Raw genomic sequence first — 15,531 nt, 5'->3', positions numbered from 1 at the left:
GGACTCGCCCCGAAAAGGCATGATGGCTCAGAGCCATTATTTTATGACGCCATGCCCCTTGCGGCTAGCTTCAGGCCAGCAAGCCCAACGACTTGGCCCGGGCCACTGCCTGGGTACGACGCTCCACCCCAAGCTTGCTGTTGATATGGCTGGCATGGGTCTTGACGGTGTGCAGGGAGATGAACAGCCGCTCGCTGATCTGCTGGTTGGAACAGCCTTGGGCGATCAACTCGAGTACCGCCAGCTCCCGACCGCTCAATGCTTCAGCGGCGCTGCCTGTAGGGGCCGCCGGCTCGGGCAGGCGAGCCAGAAGTTCTGCCTGGGCGTGGCAGGCGGGTTGCGCAAGCAACTGCTCACGCAGCCATGCAGGGTGCAATTCGATCAGCCGCTGGAAAGGTTGCACAACCCCACCCCGGGCTGCGTTCAACGCCTTGGGCAGCAGCTGCACTGCCTGTGCCTCACGCCCCTCGCTCAACAGCAGGTCGACCCACTGCGACAATGCGTGCAGGGTGAGCATCATGCCGCCACTGGCCTGCCCGCGTTCGGCCAGGGCGCACAGGCGTGCCACGGCATCTTCGCTGCGCTGCTGCACACGCTCGAGCAGTGCCTGCTGCAATTCGATATGCAGCGGCAGCAAGGGGTGGAACTCTGGTGCCGCCGCCGGGTGCTCGCCGCCGTAGGTCTGCCCCAGGCGCAGCAACCAGGATTCCGCCAGGTCGATACGGCCCTGGGCGAGCCACAGCTCGCACTTCACCAGGGTAATCATCGCCAGGTAGAAGATCGGTGGCACATCCCAGATGTGCATCAACCGCTCCGCCTCGGCCAGCTCGGCGAACGCCTCGGCATACTGGCCCTCACGGCCATCGAGCGAGGCAATCACGCAATGGCCGATCAGCACGCTGATGTCACGGCAGGCGCGCGCCTCGCCCAGCCCCGCACGCAGGCGCGCCCGCCCTTGCGCGGGTTGCAGGCGCGCCACCAGCAGGTAACCCTCGTACAGGGTCAGCCGCGCCCGCACCGCGTACAGCCGCTGTGCCGACAGCCCCTGCAGGCGCTGCAAACCTTGGCGCACTTCATCCAGCGCCCGCAATACCTCGCCGCGGGCATGCAGCACCCGCGCACGATCGTAATGCGCCAGCGCCTCGAACAACGGGTTGCCGACACGCTGCGCCAGTTCCAGCGCTTCGCGGTTCCAGCCGCGCGCACGCCAGAAGTCGCCATCGGCAATGGCCAGGTTGGACAGCGTCGACAGGCACACCAGGCGTTGCCCGTAGCGTTTGCTCGGCAGGCTCTGCAACGCTTCGCCGCAATAGGCCAGCGTGCGCTCGCGGTCACCCCGGCCACGGGCAATGACCCCGCTCAGCGCCAGCCACTGCGCCAGCATCGACTTCTGTGCAGTGGCTGAAGGTGCCGGCAGGAAGCGGCTGAGGTAACTGGCCAGTTCCTCAGCGGCATCCAGTTGGCACGCCAGGCCAAGCGCCCAGCTGTACAGCACGATCAAGCGCGGCGTGCTGATCAGCAGGCTGTCGGGCAAGTCCATCTTCCAGCGCAGCAGCATGCCGACGTTCTGCTCGGCCAGCAGTTGCTCCTCGGACAGGCTCTGCACCAGGTCGGCAGCGACATCGAGGTGGCCGGCGCGCAACGCCTGCTCCACCGCCTCGTCGAGCAAGCCCTGGGCTTGGAACCAGCGGCAGGCACGCAAGTGCAGGCGCGCCAGCGGTTCGCTGGACTGGCGGCTGCGCAGCAGGTCGGAGAACAGGTGATGGTAGCGATACCAGTGGCCATGTTCGTCCAGTGGCACCAGGAAAACCTGATGCGCCTGCAGATAACGCAGGATCGCTTCGCTGTCATGACGGTCACGCAGTGCATCGCACAGCGCCGCGCAGAAGCGCTCCTGGCAGGACGTGTCAAACAGAAACGCCTGCACATCCGCAGGCAGCATCTCGATGACTTCTTCCAGCAGGTAGTCGCGGATCAACCCTTCACCACCGTGCAGGGCCTGGGGCAAGGCATGTTCGTCACCGGCTTCGCTGGCTGCCAACTGCCAGAAACGCAGCCCGGCCACCCAGCCGTCACTGCGCTGAATCAGGTTGTCGAGCGCCTGACCGCGCAGCCCCGTGGGTTGGCGACCAATCACCGCCAGTGACTCTTCCGGGGTAAGTCGCAGGTCCTGCTCGCTGAGTTCGGTCAACTGCCGGGACAGGCGCAGACGCGCCAGGTGCCAGTCCGGGCGCTGGCGGCTGGTCACCAGCAGTACCAGGCCAGCGGGCAAGTGGTTGAGGAAGAACTGCAGGCAGCGATCGAGTACCGGCCCCTGGGCCAGATGGTAGTCGTCCAGCACCAGCAGCAAAGGCGTATCGGCCTGGAGGTAGAGCGCCAACTCGTCGAGCAAGCTGTCGAGCCATTCTTCGAAGGCAAAGGGCTGGTGGCGCTGACGCATCTTCAGCAGGCCCATGGCCTGCCCACCCAGTGCCGGGCAGTACTGCTGCAGGCCTTCGAGCAGGCGTTCGAGGAAACGACCGGGGTCAGCGTCCCGTTGACTCAGTCCGAGCCAGAGGCTGCGCCAATGGCTGGGCAGCGACTCGCAGAACTCAATGGCCAGGGAGCTTTTGCCAAAGCCGGCAGGGGCGTTGACCAGCAACAGGCGCCCGCCAAGGCCGCCCTGCAAGCGCTGGCACAAGCGTGCACGCGGCACGTGGCCGTCCGGCTGCGGAGGCCGGAAGAAACGCCCGTCCAGCAGGCCCAGCGCCTGGCTGGCGAATCCATGCGTACGGGACAGATCTGTCATGGCCGGCTCGTTCTGTTGGAAAAACTACGGCGGTACGGATGCTTGCGAGACTAGCGGGTAATGCCACGCATTTGAAGATGATGGGCGCCATTAGCCTGGAAAAGACTGCGACAAAAAGCAACATGGCTGATGGACAGGGGCTGGAACGGGGCTTTGGCGAGGTATTCATCGGCCTTATCGACCGGCCAGACAGAAACGCCCCGGCAAGCCGGGGCGTTCTGGGAGAGTCACACGGAGTTGCAGGTTTTCAGCTCAACGGATACCCGACTGACGCAAGGCGGCTGGCTGGAAATCGGCCTTGCTGGCACTGAAGCCGAAGTCGTAAGCGCGCTTCTCTTCGTTCTTCATGCCCAGGGCCAGGTAGCGGCCCGACTGCAAGTCGTAGATGGCTTCGAGGGTGTACCACGGCACTTGCACGTTGTAATACGGCTGGGCGTGGGCCTCGGACACGCGCCACAGCTGACCGCGACCATCGTACTGGTCGATCACCGCCGCTTGCCAGGTGTCCTCGTCGATATAGAAGTCACGCTTGGCGTAGATGTGCCGCTGGCCGGGCTTGAGCGTTGCAACCACGTGCCAGACGCGGCGCAGTTCGTAGCGGGACAAGTCCTGGTTGATGTGCCCGGCCTTGAGGATGTCGGCGTACTTGAGCTTGGGGTCATCCAGCTTGAAGGCGTTGGAGGCGATGTACATCTCCTTCTTGCCCTCGAGCTTCCAGTCGTAGCGGTCCGGCGCGCCGTTGTACATGTCCAGGTTGTCCGAGGTGCGCAGGCCGTCGGCCGCGGTACCCGGGCCGTCGTACGACACCTGCGGGGCCTGACGCACGCGGCGCTGACCGGCGTTGTAGATCCATGCCTTGCGCGGTTCCTTGACCTGGTCGAGGGTCTCGTGCACCAGCAGCACGGTACCGGCCAGGCGTGCCGGAGCGGTCACCTCCTGCTTGAAGTAGAACAGGATGTTGCCTGGGTTGTTCGGGTCGTAGTCCTTCATCCGGTCGCGGAACACGAACTGGTCCTGGAAGTACACCAGGCTGTACGAACCATTCTGCTGCGGCGTGGCCTGGGTCACCAGGCGTGTGACACTGCCGCCGCGGTAGCGGGTGATGTGGTTCCAGATCACTTCCAGGCCGCTTTTCGGGATTGGGAACGGTACCGCTGTCTGGAAGTTGTTCAGGCCGTTGCCGCCTTCGACCAGGGTGGTCGCAGTGGCGTTCTTCTTGATGGCGGCGAACACATCGTCAGGCACCGTGGCACCGCGATGGGTCTTGAACACCGGGATTTTGTAAGTGTCCGGGTAACGCTTGAGCATGGCCAGCTGGCCTGGCGAGAGCTTGTCCTTGTACTGCTCGGCATTCTGCGCGGTGATGGTGAACAGCGGCTTGTCGCTGCCATACGGGTCAGCGAGGAAGCCCTTGGCATCGACACTGCCTGCAGTCTTGGACAACGGCTCCCACGGGCCGATCGAACCATCGGCGTTACCGGCCTTTTCCGCGCCCATCGGGGTCAGGGTGCTGCCCAGTTTTGCCGCTTCGTCGGCGGATACCGCAGCCATGACGCTGGTCGCCAGCAGGGACAGGCCCAGTACACCGGCTTGCAGCAGACTTCTGGTCTTGTTCATCTCGTGTCTTCCTGGATCAGTATTCTTAGAAGTTCACGCCGAAGCTGAGGGCGACGAAGTCGCGATCATCCACGGTGCTGTACTTGCCGTCGAAGAAGTTGGTGTACGAAAGGCTGGCGGTGTAGGTGTTCTGGTACTCCGCGTCCAGGCCCAGGCTGACAGCCTTGCGCCCTTCCTCGAAGTTGCCGCCAGGGCCTGGCGAGTAACCAGAGACGTCATGCGACCAGGCCACGTTCGGCTTGAGGTTGACCCCGGCGAACACGTCGTTGTAGTCCCAGATGACCCGTGCGCGGTAACCCCAGGAGGTGCTGGTGGTGTAACCGTCATTCTCGCACTTGCGGTTGAGGTTGGTGGTCGAGGCGCCTGCGCCGGCGCCGGCGATGGTGCTGGCATTGAGCGCCTGGCAGGTGTCAGCGCCGCCGGTAGCGGGCAGCGGGCCAGGGCCGAACACCGGATCGCGGCCATAGCGGGTGTCGTGCGCGTTTTCCAGGCCACCGACATGGGTGACGCCCAGTTCACCCACCACGGTCATGCGGCTGGCGCCCATCACCTGGTCGAAGAAGTGCGTCAGAGTGGTCTGGAACTGGGTGATTTCCTTGCGGCGATAGCCGTGCAGGTCCTGGCCCGGGGTACCGGTGAGCAGGGAGGCGTTGGTCAGCGCGCCACCCAGTGGCCGTACACCGGCGAACAGGATATCGGTGGTGTTCAGCTGCACCGGGGCGTTAGGCCGGTAGCTGATCTCACCGCTCCACGCAGTACCGGTAGGCAGAGTGGTGGAGAAGCTCAGGCCGTAGAGGCGGATGTCTTCGGGGTACTCGACAAAGTACTTCGAGTTGCCCGCAACGATCAGCGGGGCCAGCGCACGCAGCTGCGCCGGCAGCCCGGCGATGCCCTGGAACACCGACGGCGAGGCGCCGGTAGCGCTGAAGATCGGTGCGCGGCTGTGATAATTCATGAAGTAGGCGCCGAACTCGGTGTCGAGCGGTTCGAACATGTAGCGCATGGCCACACCGAACTGGCCACTGTCCCGCGCGTCGCGGTCTGCGCCCCGGGCGACCATCACACCCTCTTCATTGATATTGACGCCACGGGTGGCGAGGAACTGCCGGGCCGCAGCCGGCACGGTGCGGCTACTGTTGAGCACGCGCAGGTTGTCGGTGCAGCCGTCGGCGATGATGTCAGGCTGGGAGAAGAACGTGCCGCAGTTGTCGACGACGGTCTGGTCCCACTCCAGCTGGTAGAAGGCCTCGGCCGACAGGTTGTCGGTCAGGCTCTGCGAGATGTAGAACATGTTGACCGGGATCAGGCCTTCCTTGATCTCGGCACCCGGACGGCGGAAGGCTGCTACGTCGATCGGGTTGATCGAGTTGATGCCGCCGCCGATGAAGGTGCTTTCACCCCAGCTCACCACCTGCTTGCCAAAACGTACCGAACCAGGCTGATCACCGATCGAGTAGTTGTGGTAGACGAACGCATCGAGCAGCTCCGAGCCCGCCGACTTGGCGCCTTCCTTGCGGCCCGAGTCACTGATGTCCTTGAACTCGCGGCCTTCGTCTTTCAGCTCGAAGTCGTACCAATACTTGCCACGCACGAACACACCGGTGTCGCCGTACTTGAGTTCAAGGTCATGGATGCCTTTGAAGATCTTCGAGAAGGTTTCACCCTTCTTGAAGTTCAGGTGGCCGTCGTCGGAGGTCTGCGACAGGCCCTTGCCGCCGTTGTTGACACCGATCAGGTTCTTGTTGGGGTTGGCAGTGGACCAGCTGGCGCCAACGGAGAGCGACGAGTCGAACTGGCCTTCGATTTCACCAATATTGAAGCTGACAGCGAAAGCAGGACTTGCGAGCGTTGAAGCAAGGCTGACGGCCAAGGGCAACTTGGCCCGGCGCCAGAACGGGTTTGCAGATTTCATCGACGCTACTCCATGTACTTTATTGTTATGGCAGTGAGTCCCTTCAGAAACGGCCCGTGCGACCGGTATGCGGGCTTTCACCCGCGACGACGCGTCTTGCGCGCGCCGCCCTCCCCCATTTCTGAAAATCCCCTGGCCCCGACTATAGCCAGCAGGCACAGGTGCTTGATCCCTCTAAAGTGTGATTTGCGCAGACTGCGCGTTGGCCGTGCTGAAGCATGGCCGATTTTTTTCGTTTGGCAAGGCTTCAGCCCGTCTAGCATGCGGGTCGCGTTACTTCGTACGCGACCGGCTGGGCGTTACAAGGTGGACAGGAAGGCGCTGTTGCTGGCTTGCCACTGGACAATGTCCTGGCGGATGCGCTTCTTGTCGAGCTTGCCGACACTGGTCTTGGGAATTTCAGTAACAACGGCGATCTGGCTCGGAATGGCCCACTTGTTGATGTGCCCTTCCTCGACAAAAGGCTTGAGATGTTCCTTGAGCGCCTTGGCATCGATGGCCTTGTCGTCGCGCACCACCAGCAGGGCGAACGGCCGCTCGCCCCATTGCGGGTCGGCAACCCCGACCACCGCCACTTCGCGCACGGCCGGATGACGGCTGATCAGGTCTTCGAGGTCCAGCGAGGAGATCCACTCGCCGCCAGTCTTGATCACATCCTTGATGCGGTCGCGGATATCGATGTAGCCCATGCCGTCGAGGGTGGCGACGTCACCGGTGTGCAGCCAGCCGCCCTGCCACAGCTCCTCGCTCTTTTCCGGCTCCTTGAAGTAACCCATGGTCAACCAGGGCGCACGCAGCACCAGTTCGCCCTGGGTCTCGCCATCGGCCGGCAGGAAGTTGCCTTCGCCATCGACGATCGCAGCCTCCACCAGCGGCACCGGCACGCCGGCCTTGATGCGGTAGGTGACGCGTTCATCCTCGCTACCGGCCTGCAGTTCGTCATTCAGGTGCGCGGCGGAAATCAGCGGGCAGGTTTCCGACATGCCGTACGCCGCCGTCAGCTGGATACCGCGGGCCAACGCCGCCTCATACAACGCCCGGTTGAGCGCACTGCCGCCGATGATGATTTTCCAGCCACCGAAATGCTCGCCCTGGGAGGACGGGCAGTTGAGCAGCATCTGCAGGATGGTCGGCACACAATGGGAGAAGGTGACCTTCTCTTCGCGCCACAGCTTGACCAGCATGTCCGGCTCGTAGCGGCCCGGGTAGACCTGCTTCATGCCAAGCATGGTGGCCGCGTAGGGGATGCCCCAGGCATGCACGTGGAACATCGGCGTGATCGGCATGTACACGTCGTTGCTGCCGAGCAGGCGCACGCTGTCGATGCTGCCGGTCACTGCGGCCTCGGCCAGGGTATGCAGCACCAGCTGGCGGTGGGTGAAGTAGACGCCCTTGGGGTTGCCGGTGGTGCCGGTGGTGTAGAAGGTGGTGGCCACCGAGTTCTCGTCAAAATCCGGGAAGTCGTAGTGCGGACTGGCGGCGGCGAGCAGGTGTTCGTATTCGCCGACCAGGTTCGGCAGGTCGGCGGTCTTGTCTGGGCCATCGGTGATCAGCACGGTCTTGTCGACCGTGGTCAGTTGCCCGGCGATGGCCTGATAGAGGCCGACGAAATCGCTGTTGACCAGCACGAAGCGGTCTTCGGCGTGGTTCATGGTGTAGAGGATCTGTTCCGGCGACAGGCGCACGTTGATGGTGTGCACCACCGCACCAATCATCGGGATGGCGAACATGCATTCCAGGTAACGGTGGCTGTCCCAGTCCATCACCGCCACGGTATCACCAGCCTTGACCCCGGCCGCGGTGAGCACGTTGGCAAGGCGGGCGATACGCTCGTTGAGCTGTGGATAAGTCAGGCGCAGCTGATCGCGGTAGACGATCTCGCGGGTCTTTTCGTAGCGGCTGCCGGACATCAGCAGGCGCTTGATCAACAGCGGGAAGCTATAGGCGCCCTCGGCGGGCTTGATGATGCGGGTCTGCAACATGGTGATCCCTTTTCTGAAAAGCATGCCGAACAAGTCTGGAACTACTGTAGTAGCTGAATGTGACGGTCAAATCAGCCGAAGGAATGATTTGGCTGTGCGAGGTATGAGTGGCATTGTGCGGGTGGATGGATCAACCCCTTGCCTGCCACCGGAGCCCCACCGATGCCCAGCTTGCGCCGTGCCGTGTTTCTCGATCACCAATCCCTGGACCTTGGCGACCTCGACCTTTCACCGTTGCAGCAACAGTTCGACGAATTCGAGCTGTTTGCCGCCACCCGCCCGGAGCAGGTCGCCGAACGCCTGCAGGGCGCTGTGGCGGTGATCAGCAACAAGGTCATGCTCGATGCCGCCACCCTGGCCGCCAACCCGCAGCTGAAGCTGATCCTGGTGGCCGCGACCGGCACCAACAATGTCGACCTGGCAGCTGCCCGCGCCCAGGGCATTACCGTCTGCAATTGCCAGGGCTACGGCACACCGTCGGTGGCCCAGCACACCCTCGCCCTGCTGCTGGCCCTGGCCACGCGCCTGTGCGACTACAACCAGGCGGTGGCCGACGGCCAATGGGCCAAGGCCAGCCAGTTCTGCCTGCTGGATTTCCCGATCGTCGAACTGCAAGGCAAGACCCTCGGCCTGCTCGGCCATGGCGAACTGGGTGGCGCAGTGGCACGGCTGGCCGAAGCCTTCGGCATGCGCGTGCTGAGCGGGCAGATCCCTGGCCGCCCGGCCCGTGATGATCGCCTGGCGCTGGACGAACTGCTGCCGCAGGTCGACGCGCTGACCCTGCACTGCCCACTCAACGAGCATACCCGGCACATGATCGGCGCCCGCGAACTGGCGCTGCTGAAGAAAGGTGCGCTGGTGGTCAACACTGCCCGTGGTGGGCTGATCGACGAACAGGCCCTGGCCGACGCCTTGCGCAACGGCCACCTGGGCGGCGCCGCCACCGATGTGCTGAGCGTCGAGCCGCCGGTCAATGGCAACCCGCTGCTGGAAAAGGGCATCCCGCGCCTGCTGATCACCCCGCACAGCGCCTGGGGCGCGGTGGAGTCGCGCCAGCGCATCGTCGGCCAGCTCAGCGAAAACGCCCAGGCCTTCTTCGAAGGCCAGCCACGCCGCGTGGTCAGCTGAGCGCCCGCTCAGTCCCGCGCCCAGCTCTGCTACACTGCGCCACTTTTTCAGGAGGCGTCGTCCATGGACCCGCGCAGTGAAGTGTTGCTCCGCCAGGCAGAGCTGTTCCAGGGCCCGCTGCTGCTCGCCGGTGCCCCCGCCGACGGCTTGCTCGGGCAACTGCCCCAGGCCCACGGCTGGACTTGGCATGCCGGTGACCAGGCCATGCTCGAGAGCCGCTTTGCCGGGCGCAGCCACTACGGCGTCGATGTGCCGCCGGTCGCCTTCGAGACGGCCGTGCTGTTCCTGCCCAAGTCCCGCGAACTGGCGGCCTACCTGCTCAATGCCCTGGCCTCGCGCCTGGCTGGCCGTGATCTGTTCCTGGTGGGTGAAAAGCGTGGCGGCATCGAGGGCGCAGCCAAGCAGCTGCAGGCTTTCGGCAAACCGCGCAAACTCGACAGCGCACGGCATTGCCAGCTGTGGCAGGTAACCGTGGCCAACGCCCCGCAAGCGACACCGCTGGAAAGCCTGGCTGAGCGCTTCACGCTCGACCTCGAAGACGGCCCGCTGCAACTGGTAAGTCTGCCGGGCGTGTTCAGCCACGGCCGCCTCGACCGCGGCACGGCCCTGCTGCTCAAGCACCTGGACAACCTGCCGGTCGGCCATGTGCTGGACTTCGGCTGTGGCGCTGGCGTGCTCGGTGCCACGGTCAAACGTCGTTATCCACAGAGCCGGGTTACCCTGCTGGATGTCGATGCCTTCGCCGTGGCCGCCAGCCGCCTGACCCTGGCGGCCAACAGCCTTGAAGGCGAGGTCATCAGCGGCGATGGCATTGATGCCGCGCCCGCCGACCTCAGCCTGATCCTGAGCAACCCACCGTTCCACACCGGGGTGCACACCAATTACCAGGCGTCGGAAAACCTGCTGAAAAAATCCAGCCAACATCTGCGAAAAGGTGGCGAAATGCGCCTTGTGGCGAATAGCTTCCTGCGCTATCAGCCACTGATCGAAGGCGCCCTGGGCAACTGCCAGACCTGCGCCGAGGCCGATGGCTTCCGTATCTACCGCGCCACACGTGGATAAAAATCAGGGCTTGCCGAAACCGTTTCGGCTAGGCAGAATCCGCCCCGTCCTAGGGGAGTAGTCTCCCGCGAGCGCCCTGCTCGCCCGGTACGCGTCAACATACTTGGCCCACAGGCCATGGCGCGTGCGACCCAGCGACCTGCACAGACAGGTCCGGGGTTTGACAAGACCTATGACACGCACACCTTACCCGGGGCGGGGAGGCTGTACGTGTCATAGCCGTGTCGACCCGCCCCCATAGGAATCCTGATGCTGGAATCTCTGTTGGTCCCCACCGCAATCGTTGCCTTGGCCGAAATCGGCGACAAGACGCAATTGCTCGCGCTCATCCTCGCCGCACGCTTCCGCAAGCCCTGGCCAATCATCGCCGGCATCATCGCCGCCACCCTGGCCAACCATGCCGCGGCCGGTGCGGTGGGTGCCTGGGTCGGCAGTTTCTTCAGTGAGTCGGTGTTGCACTGGGTGCTTGCCGCAAGCTTCACAGCCACCGCGCTGTGGACCCTGGTGCCAGACAAGATGGACGATGACGAGAACCCGGCGCGCCGCTTCGGCCCGTTCCTGACCACGCTGATCGCCTTCTTCCTGGCCGAGATCGGTGACAAGACCCAGGTCGCCACGGTAATGCTGGCAGCCCAGTACCCACACCTGATCCTGGTTATTATCGGGACGACCCTGGGCATGCTGATTGCCAACGTGCCGGTCGTGCTGGCGGGTAACTTCGCTGCAGAGAAACTGCCACTGACGCTGATTCGTCGCCTGGCGGCTACCGCATTCTTCGTGCTGGCGATCGTGGCCGTGTACTCGGCGATGAAAACCAGCGGCTGGGTAGGCTGACCTGAAAAGCTGGGGCCGCCTTGCGGCCCATCGCGGTAAGCGCAGCTGCCACGGGGAAGGCGATACCCTGTGGGAGCCGCGCTTGCCGGCGATGGGCTGCAAAGCAGCCCCTATGAGTATTACTTCTTGGCCGCTTCGTACAGCGGCATCACCTTCGGAATCGCCGCCTGCAACGAGGCGATCCGGCTGCTGGACGCCGGGTGAGTGCTCATGAACTCGGGCGGTGCGCCCTCCGAAGCCTTGCTCATCTTGTTCCACAAGGTGATCGCGGCATTCGGGTCGTAGCCGGCACGCGCCGACAGCTCCAGGCCGATCAGGTCGGCCTCGTTCTCGTTGGCGCGGCTGTTGGGCAGGGTCATGGAATAGTTCACCACGGCGTCGGCCAAGGCCATGCTGTCCTGGCCAAGGCCAAGCAACGCACCCGCACCCTGGCGTGCCATCTGCACACCGTAGGCCTTGGACATCGCTTCACGGCTGTGCTCGCGCAAGGCGTGGGCGATCTCGTGCCCGACTACAGCGGCGATTTCCGCATCGGTGAGCTTGAGCTGGTCGATCAGCCCGGTATACACGATGATCTTGCCGCCCGGCCCGCAGTTGGCATTGAGCTCGTCACTCTTGATGACGTTGACTTCCCAGTTCCATTGCGCGGCATCGGGACGGAACTTGGGCGCCTGGGCGATCAGACGGCTGGCGATGGCCTGCACGCGCTTGGCGTCGGCACTGGACTTGTCCAGCACGCCCTTGCTCGACGCCTCACCGAGGGTCTGCTGGTACGACTGGGCGTACATCTGGTTGACCTCATCGGTCGAGAGCATGCTGAACATGTACTGCTGACGCTGTACGCCGACAGCACCGCCACTGGTGGTATTCACCGCCTGGCAGCCGGCCAGCAGGATGCCAGCACTCAACAGGCTGACGACAAAAGACTTACGCATCAAAACACTCCCTTTTTACATGCGCTGTATCCTAGGCTGAGTCGCCCGTACCCCGCCATAGCCGCAGGGAAGATTTTACCTAAGCGGGCGTCAGGCACTCCGGCGCGTCCAGTTTCGGGTCGTTGACGAAGTTCGCCAGGGCCCGCTCGCGCAGCGTCGCCGGTGGGCTGGCGAGCAGCTCATGCAGGCGCGGCAGCGGTGTGTCAGGGTCCAGCCAGGCAGCCTGGCCGGCCTCGTCGAGGATCAGCGGCCGGCGCTGGTTCATCGCGGCCTGGGTTACCACCGCGCAGCTCAGCCACACCTGGTCCTGCACCGGATAGGCTTCCCACACGGCGGCAAAATACAACGATGCGCCCTCCCCCGGCGTCAGCCAGAAAGGCCGCTTGCGCACCGAACCGCGCCACTCGTAGAAACCGTTGGCCGGCATCAGGCAACGGCGCAGGCGAAACGCTTCGCGAAACATCGGCTGCTCGGCCAAGGTCTCGGCCCGGGCATGGGCAGGGGTGCGGGAAAGGTCGGTGAGCCAGGCGGGGGTCAGCCCCCAGCGTGCCTTGGCCAGTTGCTGCTGGCCGTCGAGCTGGCGCTGGATCAGCACCGAGGCACCGGGCGAGATGTTCCATTGGGCCGGCTGGCCGGCAGGGAAGCCCGGCAGGCTGGCCAGCGCCTGGGGCCAGCGGAACAGGGCATAACGTCCACACATGGGCGATTTCAGAACCTAGCAGATCAAGGTACCGGGATGACTCTCCGGCTCGTCGCCGGCAAGCGGCTCGGCACCATTGTACGCATCGATCAGTTGCCGTGCGTATTCGGCCTGTTCATCGGGCACCGCCAGCCCGAGCAAACCCTGCAACGGCAACTCACCGACGCCACCCATCAGGTCGCGGCCGGCCAGGTGCACGTCGATGCCCTCGCTGACGAGCATGCCCACCAGCATTTCGGCTTCCAGCAGGTTTTCCGGTTCGTAGATCCGCCGCATCAGTCGTTCTCACCGTAGACATCCAGCATCCATTCCTCGCCATGAACCTGCAGCACAAAGCGGATAGGCTTGCAGCACACCTGGCAGTCCTCGATGTACTCCTGGTCCCCGCCGGACAGGTCCACTGTCGTTTCGACTTCCTCGCCACAATAAGGGCAATCGTAGAACGCTTTTTCGAGCATCGCGGCCTCCGGGGTGACTTGTGCGTATAATTGCCGGTCTGTTTACAGGGCTTGCGAGTGCCCGAGCCGTTTTTCGGGCCCCACCCCTTACCTTATTACCCTAGCCGTTTCCAACAAGAGAGCATGATGGGCGAATTCGATGCCATCCGACCGTACGACGATGCTGAGGTCCCTGCCGTTCTGGCACGCCTGCTCAGCGACCCGGCATTCCTCGATATCCTCACCCACTTCAAATTCCCGCGTGCGGCCGGTGCCCTCGGCTGGCTGCTCAAGCCGCTGATCGCCCGGCGTCTGCGCAAGGAATTCGCCGGCGTCACCTGCGTCTCGACCCTGCAGGACAAAGTCGAGTACTACGTCGACCAGACCATCGAGCGTGCCACCGACGGCGTCACCTATTCCGGCGTCGAGCAGCTCAAGTCGGGCACCGCCTATCTGTTCCTGGCCAACCACCGCGACATCGTCATGGACCCGGCCTTCGTCAACTACGCGGTGTACCACGCCGGCCTGCCGACACCGCGCATCGCCATCGGCGACAACCTGCTGCAAAAGCCGTTCGTCAGCGACATGATGCGCCTGAACAAGAGCTTCATCGTGCACCGCTCGATCAGCGGCCGCCGCGAAAAGCTCGCGGCCTACCAGCTGCTCTCGGCCTACATCAACCACTCGATCCGCAATGACGGCACGTCGATCTGGATCGCCCAGGCCGAAGGCCGCGCCAAGGACGGTGACGACCGTACCGATTCGGCGATCCTCAAGATGTTCCACATGAGCCGCAAGGACGAGCCGTTCGGCGCGGTGATCCAGAGCCTGAACCTGATCCCGGTGTCGATCAGCTACGAATACGACCCATGCGACCAGGCCAAGGCTCGCGAGCTGTACATCCGCGCCACCACCGGCACCTACAAGAAGGCGCCGGGCGAGGACGATAACAGCATCGCCAAGGGCATCACCGGCTACAAGGGCCGGGTACACATCAACTTCGCCCCGCCGGTGACCGAGTACTACGAGGACACCAAGCAGCTGGCACTGGAAACCGACCGGCAGATCCTCGGCGGCTACCGCCTGTTCCCGGTGCATTACCTGGCCTACGCGATGTGGAGCGAGAAGGACGACGCACTGCAGGTGCCGAGCGCCGAGAAGGTGTTCCCGGCCGAAGAGCTGGCCAAGGCCAGGGAAGAATGGCAGCGCCGCCTGGATGCCTGCCCCGAGGAGCAGCGGCCGTACCTGGTGTTGCAGTATGCGACGCCGGTACGCAATCAGTACCAGGTCAAGCAGCAGGCGCCTGTCGCCTGATCAAATTTGGGGCCGCAAAGCGGCCCCAGGCATTTCAGATCCAGGTGCTGAACCAGGACAGCAGCAGGGCCATGGCCAGGCAGGAAAAGCCGAGAATGTAGTAGTAGCGCGGCACGCGCTGGTCGAAGGCATCCACCACGCCCTCATCCACCGCCAGGCGCTCACGGGCCGTTACCTCACGCCTGCGCGCACTTTGCAGCAGCAACCCGCCTGGGCAGGTCAGCAAAAGCGCCAGCAGATTGATCAGCTTGGTCGGGTGGGCGTAGAGAAACCCCCAGAGCACTTGCAAAGACATCACGCAACCTCGGTCATAGCCACAGCGAAGCCCGGCATTCTACCGAAGTCCGCCCCGCATGCCCGGTCTTGGCGACAAAGTGTCACTTGATTTCATCTGTCATAAGCTCGTCATCAGGTCAGGCCACGCTAGCGGCCTTTTCCCGTACCGGAGCTTGTCGATGCTGCACGCCGAAAACCAGGACCGCCTCTATCTCGTAGCCCAGAGTGATGAGCAACAGGCGTTGATCGATGGTTTTGCCATCAATGTCCAGGACCGCCAGTGGCTGGTCTACTGCGCGCTGGGTGGGCATGTGCACGAAGACCTGCCCGAGGTGGATGCCAGTACCGGCGTCAGCTTGCTGGATTTCCATATAGCCGCCGCGTAAGCCTGTACCGGCCTCTTCGCGGGCGAGCCCGCTCCCACAGGGATATCACAGGCCTTGAGAACGGTGCCGTACCTGTGGGAGCGGGCTCGCCCGCGAAGAGGCCAGTACAGGCAACAAAAAACCCGCCACCTGGCACTCAGGCAGCGGGTTTTTCGTTTGC

14 protein-coding genes and 1 riboswitch are annotated in these 15,531 nt (G+C 63.8%); of the genes, 5 read left to right on the top strand and 9 right to left on the bottom strand.

The features are described 5' to 3' along the window. Positions 1 to 70: 70 nt before the first annotated feature. From OCX61_RS03915 to OCX61_RS03900, 4 genes are all read right to left on the bottom strand, one after another. Positions 71 to 2,788 (bottom strand): winged helix-turn-helix domain-containing protein, encoded by a 2,718-nt coding sequence (locus OCX61_RS03915; protein ID WP_261942693.1) that lies wholly within the window; start codon positions 2,786 to 2,788, stop codon positions 71 to 73. A 252-nt stretch (positions 2,789 to 3,040) separates the two neighbouring features. Continuing rightward, a complete protein-coding gene (locus OCX61_RS03910) occupies positions 3,041 to 4,405 on the bottom strand; it encodes a DUF1329 domain-containing protein (protein ID WP_261942692.1) in 1,365 nt (454 codons plus the stop codon). A 25-nt stretch (positions 4,406 to 4,430) separates the two neighbouring features. Beyond that, positions 4,431 to 6,317: a DUF1302 domain-containing protein gene (locus OCX61_RS03905; protein WP_261942691.1), complete on the bottom strand. Its 1,887-nt coding sequence runs from the start codon at positions 6,315 to 6,317 to the stop codon at positions 4,431 to 4,433. A gap of 299 nt (positions 6,318 to 6,616) precedes the next feature. Next, positions 6,617 to 8,299, bottom strand: a complete 1,683-nt coding sequence (locus tag OCX61_RS03900) for a fatty acid--CoA ligase (protein WP_261942690.1) — start codon at positions 8,297 to 8,299, stop codon at positions 6,617 to 6,619. 162 nt (positions 8,300 to 8,461) lie between these two features. Between OCX61_RS03900 and OCX61_RS03895 the strand changes: the two genes are divergently transcribed. The 3 genes from OCX61_RS03895 (at position 8,462) to OCX61_RS03885 (ending at position 11,323) form a co-directional block, all read left to right on the top strand. Then, positions 8,462 to 9,427: a 2-hydroxyacid dehydrogenase gene (locus tag OCX61_RS03895; protein WP_261942689.1), complete on the top strand. Its 966-nt coding sequence runs from the start codon at positions 8,462 to 8,464 to the stop codon at positions 9,425 to 9,427. A 63-nt stretch (positions 9,428 to 9,490) separates the two neighbouring features. Beyond that, complete coding sequence (locus OCX61_RS03890; RefSeq protein WP_261942688.1) at positions 9,491 to 10,489, top strand: methyltransferase; 999 nt, start codon at positions 9,491 to 9,493, stop codon at positions 10,487 to 10,489. A gap of 40 nt (positions 10,490 to 10,529) precedes the next feature. Next, positions 10,530 to 10,651, top strand: a riboswitch (yybP-ykoY riboswitch). 90 nt (positions 10,652 to 10,741) lie between these two features. After that, the gene (locus OCX61_RS03885; RefSeq protein WP_261944263.1) at positions 10,742 to 11,323 is read left to right on the top strand and encodes a TMEM165/GDT1 family protein; all 582 of its coding nucleotides are present in this window, start codon (positions 10,742 to 10,744) and stop codon (positions 11,321 to 11,323) included. 119 nt (positions 11,324 to 11,442) lie between these two features. Here the strand turns inward: OCX61_RS03885 and OCX61_RS03880 are convergent, their stop codons facing one another. The 4 genes from OCX61_RS03880 to OCX61_RS03865 form a co-directional block, all read right to left on the bottom strand. Beyond that, complete coding sequence (locus OCX61_RS03880; protein WP_261942687.1) at positions 11,443 to 12,258, bottom strand: M48 family metallopeptidase; 816 nt, start codon at positions 12,256 to 12,258, stop codon at positions 11,443 to 11,445. Positions 12,259 to 12,337: 79 nt separating this feature from the next. Further along, complete coding sequence (locus tag OCX61_RS03875; protein ID WP_261942686.1) at positions 12,338 to 12,958, bottom strand: SOS response-associated peptidase; 621 nt, start codon at positions 12,956 to 12,958, stop codon at positions 12,338 to 12,340. A 15-nt stretch (positions 12,959 to 12,973) separates the two neighbouring features. Continuing rightward, the gene (locus OCX61_RS03870; RefSeq protein ID WP_261942685.1) at positions 12,974 to 13,234 is read right to left on the bottom strand and encodes a putative signal transducing protein; all 261 of its coding nucleotides are present in this window, start codon (positions 13,232 to 13,234) and stop codon (positions 12,974 to 12,976) included. Then, positions 13,234 to 13,416, bottom strand: coding sequence for a CPXCG motif-containing cysteine-rich protein (locus OCX61_RS03865; RefSeq protein ID WP_261942684.1), 183 nt, complete (start codon positions 13,414 to 13,416; stop codon positions 13,234 to 13,236). The genes OCX61_RS03870 and OCX61_RS03865 overlap by 1 nt, the downstream gene beginning before the upstream one ends. A gap of 123 nt (positions 13,417 to 13,539) precedes the next feature. Here OCX61_RS03865 and OCX61_RS03860 point away from each other — a divergent pair, with 123 nt between their 5' ends. Further along, positions 13,540 to 14,709 carry a 1-acyl-sn-glycerol-3-phosphate acyltransferase gene (locus OCX61_RS03860; protein WP_261942683.1) on the top strand — a complete coding sequence of 390 codons (1,170 nt, stop codon included), beginning with the start codon at positions 13,540 to 13,542 and terminating at the stop codon, positions 14,707 to 14,709. Between the two features lie 34 nt (positions 14,710 to 14,743). Here the strand turns inward: OCX61_RS03860 and OCX61_RS03855 are convergent, their stop codons facing one another. Next, positions 14,744 to 15,004: a hypothetical protein gene (locus OCX61_RS03855; protein ID WP_261942682.1), complete on the bottom strand. Its 261-nt coding sequence runs from the start codon at positions 15,002 to 15,004 to the stop codon at positions 14,744 to 14,746. Positions 15,005 to 15,164: 160 nt separating this feature from the next. Here OCX61_RS03855 and OCX61_RS03850 point away from each other — a divergent pair, with 160 nt between their 5' ends. After that, positions 15,165 to 15,371, top strand: coding sequence for a hypothetical protein (locus OCX61_RS03850; RefSeq protein WP_261942681.1), 207 nt, complete (start codon positions 15,165 to 15,167; stop codon positions 15,369 to 15,371). Positions 15,372 to 15,531: the final 160 nt, after the last annotated feature.

The organism is Pseudomonas sp. LRP2-20, from assembly GCF_024349685.1.
GTDB lineage: Bacteria > Pseudomonadota > Gammaproteobacteria > Pseudomonadales > Pseudomonadaceae > Aquipseudomonas.
This window is presented reverse-complemented; position numbering and strand designations above follow the sequence as displayed.

What these genes read in the sequence shown, in the direction of transcription:
- OCX61_RS03915 (WP_261942693.1), bottom strand. Translation starts at nt 2,788, where the DNA reads ATGACAGATCTGTCCCGTACGCATGGATTCGCCAGCCAGGCGCTGGGC.
- OCX61_RS03910 (WP_261942692.1), bottom strand. Translation starts at nt 4,405, where the DNA reads ATGAACAAGACCAGAAGTCTGCTGCAAGCCGGTGTACTGGGCCTGTCC.
- OCX61_RS03905 (WP_261942691.1), bottom strand. Translation starts at nt 6,317, where the DNA reads ATGAAATCTGCAAACCCGTTCTGGCGCCGGGCCAAGTTGCCCTTGGCC.
- OCX61_RS03900 (WP_261942690.1), bottom strand. Translation starts at nt 8,299, where the DNA reads ATGTTGCAGACCCGCATCATCAAGCCCGCCGAGGGCGCCTATAGCTTC.
- OCX61_RS03895 (WP_261942689.1), top strand. Translation starts at nt 8,462, where the DNA reads ATGCCCAGCTTGCGCCGTGCCGTGTTTCTCGATCACCAATCCCTGGAC.
- OCX61_RS03890 (WP_261942688.1), top strand. Translation starts at nt 9,491, where the DNA reads ATGGACCCGCGCAGTGAAGTGTTGCTCCGCCAGGCAGAGCTGTTCCAG.
- OCX61_RS03880 (WP_261942687.1), bottom strand. Translation starts at nt 12,258, where the DNA reads ATGCGTAAGTCTTTTGTCGTCAGCCTGTTGAGTGCTGGCATCCTGCTG.
- OCX61_RS03875 (WP_261942686.1), bottom strand. Translation starts at nt 12,958, where the DNA reads ATGTGTGGACGTTATGCCCTGTTCCGCTGGCCCCAGGCGCTGGCCAGC.
- OCX61_RS03870 (WP_261942685.1), bottom strand. Translation starts at nt 13,234, where the DNA reads ATGCGGCGGATCTACGAACCGGAAAACCTGCTGGAAGCCGAAATGCTG.
- OCX61_RS03865 (WP_261942684.1), bottom strand. Translation starts at nt 13,416, where the DNA reads ATGCTCGAAAAAGCGTTCTACGATTGCCCTTATTGTGGCGAGGAAGTC.
- OCX61_RS03860 (WP_261942683.1), top strand. Translation starts at nt 13,540, where the DNA reads ATGATGGGCGAATTCGATGCCATCCGACCGTACGACGATGCTGAGGTC.
- OCX61_RS03855 (WP_261942682.1), bottom strand. Translation starts at nt 15,004, where the DNA reads ATGTCTTTGCAAGTGCTCTGGGGGTTTCTCTACGCCCACCCGACCAAG.
- OCX61_RS03850 (WP_261942681.1), top strand. Translation starts at nt 15,165, where the DNA reads ATGCTGCACGCCGAAAACCAGGACCGCCTCTATCTCGTAGCCCAGAGT.